We start from the raw sequence: 9,775 nt of genomic DNA, 5'->3' as shown, positions 1-9,775 counted from the left end.
AACGGCTGAAGGAATGCACCGGCGCACGACCATAAAGCAGACGAAAATAGCCGGGCGGCGGCTCTTCAGGTCGATGATATTTAGGTACCGGGTCGAATCCGGCTTCCGCAAGCTGTGTCGAATAGAACTCGATCTTGCCCGAAGGCGTCGGAAATTCGATCGGCACGCCTTCGGAAAAATAGATGGGCTGCTTTTCGCCCAATATAACGCCTTCCTGCTTCAGCTGTTCGAAGCTCAAGCCGGCCTGCTCAAGCCGATAGTTCAGATACTCTTCGATATCGTTCCAAGGGAAATAATGGCCGAGCCCAAGCTTTTCCGCCAATTTTTTGGCGATCCACCAGTTGGGCTTTTGATCGTGCGGCGAATCGACCACCGGCTGCCGCAGCGCCACGAACGGCTCGCGGAACCATTCGACATTCAGATCATCGTACCGCTCAAGATAGACCGATTCGGGCAGCACCACGTCGGCCCAACCGGCGATCTCCGCCGGAATGACGTCGATCACCACCATCAAGTCGAGGTTCTGAATGGCGCGGATCGTCTCCTCCTCGTTCGGCAGGGCATGCATCAGGTTGGTCGCATAGACCATCCACCCTTTGATGGGGTAAGGTTGACCGGTAAGAGTCGCCTCGCGAATGCCGTTGGTGATCGTTTCAATGGCAAAAGGATATTTATGATCCGGATTATCGACCTTGGGCCGGATGCCTTTCGGGTAAGGCGGATAAGGATAAGCGGGGACATCCATGCTGACCGGATAGTAAAAGCCGCCCTTGACGCCCCAATTGCCCATCAAGGCGTTCAGCAAGGCAACCGCGCGAGAACGCTGAGCGTCGTCTCCGTACCAGGTGACATGTCGACCGGGATGGATGAGGGTTGCCGGCCGATGCCGCGCCATTGCCCGCGCCGTCTCGCGAATCAGATCCGGTTGTATGCCGGTTTCGGGATAAGCCCACTCGGGCGTGTAGACGGCGATTTCGCGCGCAAAGTAGTCAAAGCCGAAGGCATATTTTTCAACAACCTCGCGATCGTAAAGCTTTTCCGAGACGATGACGTTCATCCAGGCGAGCAGCAGGGCGAGATCGGTGCCCGGTTTGATGGGCAGATAATACTTGGCTTTGCCGGCAGCAACCGAGAAGCGAGGATCAACGACAATGATCTCTGCCCCGGCGGCAATGGCGTCGCTGAATTCCTGCACCTGAGTGTTGTGCATGTTCTCGCCCAAATGCGAGCCGATCAGCACCAAGCAGCGGGCGTTGCGGATGTCGGTGCGCTCCGGCGAGCTGATCTCTTCGCCGAAAGTCAACAGAAAACCGACGTCGCGCGGACCACGGCATTGAGCAAACGACGGCGCAGCGATGTTGTTCGTGCCGTAAGCGCGCATGAGATGCTTGAGAAAATTTCCGCCGATGCCGTGACTGAACAGCGCCATAGCTTCGGGTCCGTACTGGGTCTTGATCTTTTGCATCTTTTCGGCGATGAACTCGAGCGCTTCGTCCCATGTGACCACCGCCCATTGTTCTTCGCCGCGCTTGGATTTGCGCAGAAGCGGCGCCTTGAGGCGATCCGGATCATAATGCGCGCCGACGCCGCCGGTGCCGCGGGGACACAAACGGCCGCGACTCAGCGGGTCTTTAGGATTGCCCTCCAGCTTCCACAGTTTACCGTCCCGAACATAGGCAATAGCGCCGCACTTCCAAAAACACATGTCGCAAAAGGTGGGAATTTTTTGCACGCCTTTAGCCGTCGGGCGGGCAGACTTGCCGCATCCGGCGGCTGATACGGCGGCCAAGGCAGCGCCCGAAATCTGTAAAAACTTTCTGCGCGAGAGAAAAGTCATGGCGTTTACCTCATTTTTCGTATCGGCGGGGTGTCTTTTATCAAAGACAAAACTAAACCACTAATTTGATGATTCATGGCCGTTCAAGATTCATGATTTTTTTAAAACGGCGCTGAAAAGTTAATCCAATTTACCTCTTGTACTTCACTTTCGTTCTCCAAAGAGGCTGTGATAATCTTCCGGCGTATTCATGTTGAAAAAAAATTTCGGATTAAAGAAGGGCAACGTTTCCGCCGGCACAATTTGAGCATTGATGCGATGCAGCAAGGCATAGAGCGATCTTTCTCTCGGAATAGAAGGGGGTTGCGCGAACAATGGTTCGAGAGGTTCGAGGATCTTGCGGTGATAAAGACCCGGGAAAAATTGCGGAATTCCCTCGAGCGAAAAAAGAACAGCATCCGATGACGGTTGAAGGCGGCTGAGAAATTCCAAAACCATCGGCGACATTCGAGGCATGTCACAGGCTACGACCAAGTTCCACTCTGTACGCGATGCCCTGAGAGTCGCCTCGATTCCGGCCAGCGGGCCCGCATAGGCATGCAGATCCGGGACCGCCGGAATTGCCAAGAATGAAAACATAGCCGGTTCATTGGTGCTCAAAAGCATATGTTGTACGAACGGTCGGACCAGTTCAACGGCCAATTCTACAGCGGTTTTATCGGACAGCTTTATCAGCGCCTTGTCGCGTCCGAATCGGCGACTTTTTCCGCCCGCCAGAACGATACCGGTCAAAGGCTGCGGCATAGATCAGCTTACCGCCGAACCTGCGGCAGAGGATAATTTTTCGACGCGTCTTCGAGAATGAGCAGCCAATCCTGTCCTCGGCCGGCGGTGGGCGGCGTGTAGGTCTGGATGCCCGCTGTATCGCCGGTATGAACGGCATAGGCAATGCCGTAGCGCGGGTCGAACCATATTTCCCGGCGACTCTGACCTGAAACGCGGCTTCGGTCGATGGTAAACGCCTCGCCGCGCGGCGAGTAGATGAAAGCAAAAGAGCGGTCTTCCGCCAAAGCGGCTCTGATTTTGGCTCCGCCAAAGTCGGGGCCGGACAAAATCATATCCTGCGCAGGCCGTAGTTTTTGCCAAGGCCGCGATTCAAACAGGCGGCGCAGGTACCCCATTTGCCGGCTGCCGGGGTCGTTCAGAGCCTCCTGCCAGGGAATATTGGCGCCCAGCACCGGCGAACGATTCGGCTTCCACATCTGCCAAATGCTGCTGTGGCCGTAAGTGTGGCCGCAGGCACCGGCCAGCATTGCCCAGTAAGCAGCCTGACGGCAGTCATAGTCGTCAAAACGATCAAGGCGACTGACGCCGTCGAAATAAAAACCGACATTGAGCGCTTCGTAGCGCGGCTCTCCGTCGAGCGTCGGCTTGGGAGGCGTCAGCCGATAGTCATGCTCCACGAACAGGCCGTTGTCATGATCGTGCGCCGCATGAGAGGACTGAATCATGTTAAAGTCGAGCCACGGCGCCTGATGCAGGTAATCGGAAGAAAATCCCGGGCCGCGCGGGTGAAAGGTGATGAGATGAGCGCCGCCGTCGCCTTCACGAAGACCTTTGGCGAGCTCTTCCACTGTGCGCCGTTCAGACTCGGTATGAATATTGTGATCGCCGCCGAGGATCCAGATGATCGGCTTGTCGGCGTATCGTCGGCCGAGGAATCGGCCGTAAGCGCGGGCATTCTGCTCGTTCAAGATCCTGAGGTCGGGCCGATTTTCGCTCCAATAGCTGCCCCAACTCGGCAGCATGCCGATGTACAAGCCGAGCTGCTCGGCTCGATCGACCACATAATCGACAAATGAAAAGTAGGCCTCATTAGGCCGCAGCGGGTCCCGGTCATGCAGCGGCAGCTCGCCGTAGGCATTGTGAGTATTCAGTCCGTCCAATTCCGCAATAACGACCGCTTGGATGACGGTAAATCCTTTTTCACTCCTGTCTTTGAGATAAAGGTCCGCCTCTTCGCGCGTCAGCCGATGAAACAGCTGCCAGGCCGTATCACCGAGGTAGAAAAAAGGACGACCGTCCGCATATTGTAAGAAACGACCGTCGGGCGAAACCCGCAGCCGTTCGGCGGCTCCTGCAGAGATCGATAAAAAGATCGAAAGAACGAAAAGAGATAACGTTTTCACCGCGCTCACCTTTTTCAATTCGTTTTGTTCCAAGTTTCGTACTCTTGTCGTGTTCGCAAGCTAATACTTTTTCATCATTACCTGAGCCGGATCTGCCTCACAAGAGGTATCATAACCTCTGATGAAAATTCAGAAGCGTTTGCTTCAATTGATAATAATCCACTTCCTGCACGGCGCAGTTGGATCGGACGGCCAAAGCTGCGGCTGCGGCGGCGCTTTGCCCAAGGATCATAAAAACCGGCTCCATGCGGATGGAGCCGTAGGCGATATGCGACGAAGAGCAGCACACCGGCACCAAAAGATTACGGCATTCTTCCGCCTTCGGCGTCAGAGCATCATAGGAGATGCCGTAAGGCCTCGGCACTCGGACGCCGATATCGCCCTCGTTCTGAACAAATCCCTCAGGGGTGATGTAGCGTTGAACATTATGAGAATCAAGCCCGTAGGATCCCATCCCGACCGGCTTCGGTGTTTCCCTCCTGCCCATGACGTCGTGTTCGGTCATCACGTAAGCGCCGATCATGCGCCGCGCCTCACGTACATAAATTTGCCTCGGCCAACCGTTGTTGTCGGTAAATTCATCCTTTGCCAGACCCCACTGATTGATTCGACTGCGAATGTCTTCCGGCACGCGCGGATCCGTCGACAAGAAATACAAAAGCCCTTTTTGATAGCGCTCATGCTCGGCTAAAATCTCGCGCCGCCGCTCATAGCTCGCCTCGGGATAATCATAGTTCATGCCGATGTTGTCGGTGCTGAAGGGACCGTGGTTGTTGGTGTCTGTTTTTCGATTGGGCACGCGGTCGAATTTGGTAAAGACGTCGGTTTGACCGGAAGCAAGCACGCGCAGCAGCAGTTCATATTGGCGGGGATCATAATTTTCGGGAGGCGAAAAGGGAATCCTGTTGTCCGGGTCGTCGGTCAGGCACATGCGGTAACAATAAGCCTGCAGCTTGCGATCCCCCTCGCCGTCGGCCCCCGGCGGCTCGGCAGAGATTCGCGGCAACAGTCCGCTTGAAGGATCGCCGGGCACGACGTAAGGTGAAATGTTCGCCTTGAAGTAGTGATCGTGATGGCGGGCGCCGGTCTGCACGCCGTTCCAGGTTTCGCCGTAAACGCGGTTTGCCTCTCGCCCGATGTGATACGAAACCCCCGCCGCGGCCATCAAATCGCCTTCGTAAGTGGCGTCGATATAAACCTTGCCGTGAAAGGCTTTTCCGCTCAACATGCGGATCGATTCAATCCGGCCGTCTTTTTTGCTGACGCCGTTTGCACGATCGAGCCGTTCGTCCCGGAAAACCCGTATTCCGCGTTCGGCGATCCATTGCTCGAAAATCGTCTCGGCAACATGCGGCTCGAACACCCACATGGTTTGGTCGTCGTCACGAATGGCGGGTGTCCCCTGTCCTCGATTACCGAAATTTTCACGCCGTTCCTGTTTCCAAGCGGCGGGATCAAGATAGTAAAGGTAGATGCGATGATAAAATTCACGAGCCAAGCCGCCGACGGCTTCCGTGTTGCCCGCGTCGGTCCAGCCCAAGCCGTTCGAGGTCATACCTCCTAAATGCGTCTCCGGGCAAACAATGATGACTGAAATCCCCAATAAATCGGCTTGGACCGCGGCAGTGACCGCTGCCGATGTGCCGCCGTAGATGACCAGATCCGCGCTGATCGGTTCCGCAGCCGGAGTCAAAGCTGCCCAAATCCCCACCCAAATGCAGAGCGCCGTTTTCCTCATTTCAGCCTCGCTTTCTTCATAATAGTATTTTCAAAATTAAAAGGCAAGCAACAATAAGAGTGCGGTCTGAATGGGTTGTGATTTTGCGGATCAATTCTTTACTTTTCCTTACAACCATTTTTCAGCTGCCGTCAGTAGATTGCTTTACAACGTGGAGGAGAGATTCATGCGCAAAACCGTGCTCTTTGTCATTTTTTCAATCAGCCTGACGGCGGCAGAGCCGAGCAGTTTAAGGCTGAATGAAAAAGACTATTTCGAAATGCCCGGTCTGAATGTAATGGTGTTTCACGACTTTTATCCGGAGGGTCATCAGTGAGGAGTCACGATTATTCAACACGGCGAACGGACTGCCGCCAACGGCGATCTGCGGCTGGAACCGGCGCCAGGGCAATGGCAGCCGGTACCGAAATTTTACGGACGCCAAGTGTATCGCGAGAGAAACGAAATCTCCGCCCGCTTGGGTTTCCCCGATTCCAGTCGAGACCGTAAAGGCTTCAATCCGATCGAATACCCGGATCTCCGCTTTTCCTATACGGTCCGAGTGATCGCCGAAGGGACTTCCTTCCGCGTCATTGTCGATCTGGACGACCCTTTACCGGCGGAATGGAACGACCGCGTCGGCTTTAATCTGGAGCTTTTTCCCGGCGCCCTGTTCGGCAAGAGCTTCCGCATGGACGAGCAGACCGGCTTCTTTCCGCCGCAGCCGAACGGACCGGTTCTTTACGATCCCTACGGCGACGTGCAGATTGAACCTTTGGCCTCCGGTAGAGAATTAACCGTGGCGCCCGAAAACGATACCCTGCGGCTGACCATCCGCAGCTTCGGCGAGCCGCTCGAACTTTTGGACGGCCGCTTTCGTCACAACAACGGTTGGTTTATCGTCCGCTCGCGCGTCAAGCCGAACCAGACCCGCGCCGCCGTAGAATGGCTGATTACCCCCAACGTCATCCGCGATTGGTGCTATCGCCCCGTCATTCAGGTTTCCCAGGTCGGCTATCACCCAGCCCAGTCGAAAATCGCCGTAATCGAGCGGGATCCGAGAGAGCGAAAAATTCAGCCGGCAGTCGTCTATCAGATAGATAGAACCGGCCTGCGCGAAAGGCTCCGCATTCGTCCGAAGCCGTGGGGGAAATTTCTGCGCTACGATTATCTGCAGCTGGATTTCAGCGACCTAAAGGAGCCGGGAGTTTACGTAATTCGTTACGGAGAGTCGCTAAGCAATCTTTTTCGAATTGCCGAAGACATCTATTCCCGCCACGTTTGGCAGCCGACTCTAGAGTACTTTTTGCCGGTACAGATGTGTCACATGCGCGTAAACGAAGGCTATCGTGTCTGGCACGGCCTCTGTCATATGGACGATGCCCGTATGGCGCCCGTCAATCACAATCACTTTGACGGCTATCTGCAGGGGCCGTCGACCTTGACGCCTTTTGAGCCGCTGCAGCATGTGCCCGGCCTCAACGTCGGCGGTTGGCATGACGCGGGGGATTACGACCTGCGGGTCGAAAGCCAAGCCGAGGAAATCTATATTCTCGCCCTGGCCTACGAAGAGTTCGGCATCGATTATGACGTCACGACCGTCGATCAAAAGCAGCGACTGGTCGAGATCCATCAGCCGGACGGCGTGCCGGACATTCTGCAGCAGATCGAACATGGTGCCTTGAGCATTGTGGCCGGTTACGAAGCGCTCGGCCGGCTTTACCGCGGCATCATTTGTCCCACGCTGCGGCAATACGTGCTGCTCGGCGACGGTTCGACCATGACCGACGGGCTGGTGTACGACGCCTCACTGCCGGCCGATTCGATCGATTGCCGCCGTTCCGGTAAAGCGGACGATCGCTGGGTGTTCACCGAGATCAATCCCAGAAGGGAACTGCAGGTCGCAGCCTGCCTGGCGGCGGCAGCACGGCCGCTCAAGAGGATCAATGCTGAGCTCGCACAAAGATGCTGCGCTGTCGCCGAATCCCTGGTCGTGCGCAACACCGATCAGCACGGCGTATTGAAATTCAACGCCGCCGCAGAGCTGTTTTTGACAAACGGAAATAAAGCTTACAAAAAAATTTTGATGGAAGAAAAGGAAGCAGCTCTGAAAGCGCCGGAGCGCTGCGCCCGCGTTCTCGGCCGCGTTTTGCCGGAGATCGCGGATGGAGCATTCACCCCAAAATTGGAGAGCGCGCTGCGCGAGTTTGCCAGGCAGATAAACGAACGAGCAAAGGAAACGCCCTACGGGGTGCCCTATCGGCCGAACATTTGGGGGGACGGTTGGACCATCCAAAGCTTCGGCGTAACGCAGTACTTTCTCCATAAAGCCTTTCCCGAAATTTTCCCTAAGGCTTACATGCTGAATGCTCTGAATTTCGTTCTCGGCTGCCATCCGGGCAGCAACACTGCCTCGTTTGCGTCCGGAGTGGGCACCCGGTCGCTGACTGTGGCCTACGGCGCCAATCGCGCCGACTGGTCGTACATTCCGGGTGGAGTTGCTTCCGGCACGGCCTTAATTCGTCCGGATTTACCCGAACTCAAAGTCTGGCCTTACTTTTGGCAGCAGACGGAATATGTCATGGGCGGCGGCGCTTCGAATTTCATGTTTCTGGCGCTTGCGGCAAATTCGCTGCTGTCGCAGCCGTAGCAGAGTTTCGAGAAAGGATTGATGGTATACCCCCTTGATGCGGAAAACGCCCAAAGTCTGCCCGACTTTGGGCGTTTTCTATATTATTTTTTCTTTGTAAACGCCTCGTCGAAGACCCCTGCCGGTACCGGATAATTGAGAGTTTTAAGATAATCGCAGGCATCCTTGGCGCCGAATTCGCGGTCCATAAACGGATCTTCCCATTCGACGCTGAGCGGGCCATCGTAGCCGAGCTTGTTGAGTTTGCGGATGATCGCCTCGAAATCGACGTCGCCGCGGCCGAGGGAGCAAAATTCCCAGCCGCGCCCCGGCTCGCCGAAATTGAGGTGCGAACCCAAAATACCGTTGCTGCCGTTGAGCAGCACAACGCAGTCCTTCATGTGCACATGGTAGACGCGGTCGCCGAATTCATCCAAAAAGCGAACCGGATCGATACCCTGCCACTGCAGATGGCTGGGATCAAAGTTAAAGCCGAACGCTTCGTGATAATTGATCGCCTTGAGCGCCTTGTGCGTAGTCGGAATGTCGTAAGCAATTTCCGTCGGATGTACCTCGAGCGCAAACTTGACGCCGTTGGCTTTGAACTCGTCGAGGATCGGCAGGAACAGTTCGGCAAAGCGCTCGTAACCGGCTTCGATCTCTTTCCAGTCGTTCGGCGGGAAAGAGTAGAGATAGTGCCAGATCGGCGAGCCGGTAAACCCGGGCACCACCTTGACGCCCAGGTTTTTGGCCGCCTTGGCCGCCGCTTTCATGGACTTGATGCCGAATTGGCGTTTCTTTTCCGGATCGCCGGCGCAGTCGGCCGGCGCAAAACCGTCCGAACGTTTGTCGTTGTTCGGGTCGCAGATCAATTGACCGGCAAGATGATTGCTGATCGCCCAAGTTTTCAAACCGTACTTGGCCAGCAGTTTTTTCTTTTCTTCGCAGTAGGCCACGCTCTCGGCGCCCTTAAACACATCGAAATGGTCGCCCCAGCAGGCCAGCTCCAAGCCGTCGTAGCCGAATTCGGCCGCTTTTTGGCACATGATTTCCAAAGGCAGATCGGCCCATTGGCCGGTAAAAAGAGTAATCGGTCGCGGCATATCGCTCTCCTTGATTTGCTGATAAAATAAAAGCGGCAGTCGACTTGACTGCCGCATCGGTTTTCTTATTTGTGAAATTTCTCCCACTTTTTGTCGCTCTTGGAGCTGGCGACCACCGTTTCGATGAACTGCATGCCGATGACGCCGTCCTCCACGTCCGGAAAATCGAGATCGAGCTCCGTGGGCTTTTGACCGGACTCGACGGCGCGAACCGTGGCGACAAAGTTCTGATAAATGTTGGCAAAGGCCTCGAGGAAAGCCTCCGGGTGACCGGACGGCAGACGGGTGTGCCGCTTGGCCGCATCGCACAAATAGCCGCCGCCGCGACGCAGGACCTGCACCGGCTCGCCCTGGCGATAG

General features: G+C 55.7%; 8 protein-coding genes. 2 read left to right on the top strand and 6 right to left on the bottom strand.

The annotated features are described in order from the left end of the window. The 4 genes from ONB24_06915 to ONB24_06900 form a co-directional block, all read right to left on the bottom strand. Positions 1-1,837, bottom strand: a 1,837-nt coding sequence (locus tag ONB24_06915) for a molybdopterin-dependent oxidoreductase (GenBank protein MDZ7315836.1), incomplete at its 3' end; no start/stop codon positions are given. Between the two features lie 144 nt (positions 1,838-1,981). Next, positions 1,982-2,581, bottom strand: a complete 600-nt coding sequence (locus tag ONB24_06910; protein MDZ7315835.1) for a molybdenum cofactor guanylyltransferase — start codon at positions 2,579-2,581, stop codon at positions 1,982-1,984. Between the two features lie 8 nt (positions 2,582-2,589). Further along, positions 2,590-3,966 (bottom strand): glycoside hydrolase family 140 protein, encoded by a 1,377-nt coding sequence (locus ONB24_06905; protein ID MDZ7315834.1) that lies wholly within the window; start codon positions 3,964-3,966, stop codon positions 2,590-2,592. Positions 3,967-4,075: 109 nt separating this feature from the next. Next, positions 4,076-5,704, bottom strand: a complete 1,629-nt coding sequence (locus ONB24_06900; GenBank protein ID MDZ7315833.1) for an FAD-dependent oxidoreductase — start codon at positions 5,702-5,704, stop codon at positions 4,076-4,078. Positions 5,705-5,870: 166 nt separating this feature from the next. On the opposite strand from ONB24_06900, the gene ONB24_06895 reads away from it, so the two are divergent. Next, positions 5,871-6,020 carry a hypothetical protein gene (locus ONB24_06895; protein ID MDZ7315832.1) on the top strand — a complete coding sequence of 50 codons (150 nt, stop codon included), beginning with the start codon at positions 5,871-5,873 and terminating at the stop codon, positions 6,018-6,020. A gap of 108 nt (positions 6,021-6,128) precedes the next feature. Beyond that, positions 6,129-8,333, top strand: a complete 2,205-nt coding sequence (locus ONB24_06890; GenBank protein ID MDZ7315831.1) for a glycoside hydrolase family 9 protein — start codon at positions 6,129-6,131, stop codon at positions 8,331-8,333. Between the two features lie 83 nt (positions 8,334-8,416). Here ONB24_06890 and ONB24_06885 read toward each other — a convergent pair whose 3' ends face one another. Further along, a complete protein-coding gene (locus tag ONB24_06885; GenBank protein MDZ7315830.1) occupies positions 8,417-9,415 on the bottom strand; it encodes a sugar phosphate isomerase/epimerase in 999 nt (332 codons plus the stop codon). A 65-nt stretch (positions 9,416-9,480) separates the two neighbouring features. Next, positions 9,481-9,775: gfo/Idh/MocA family oxidoreductase (locus tag ONB24_06880; GenBank protein MDZ7315829.1), on the bottom strand; the 295-nt coding region annotated here is incomplete at its 5' end.

Source organism: candidate division KSB1 bacterium (assembly GCA_034505495.1).
Lineage (GTDB): Bacteria > Zhuqueibacterota > Zhuqueibacteria > Residuimicrobiales > Krinioviventaceae > Fontimicrobium_A.
The sequence above is the reverse complement of the archived record's forward strand: the minus strand, read 5'-3'. Positions and strand labels throughout refer to the sequence as shown.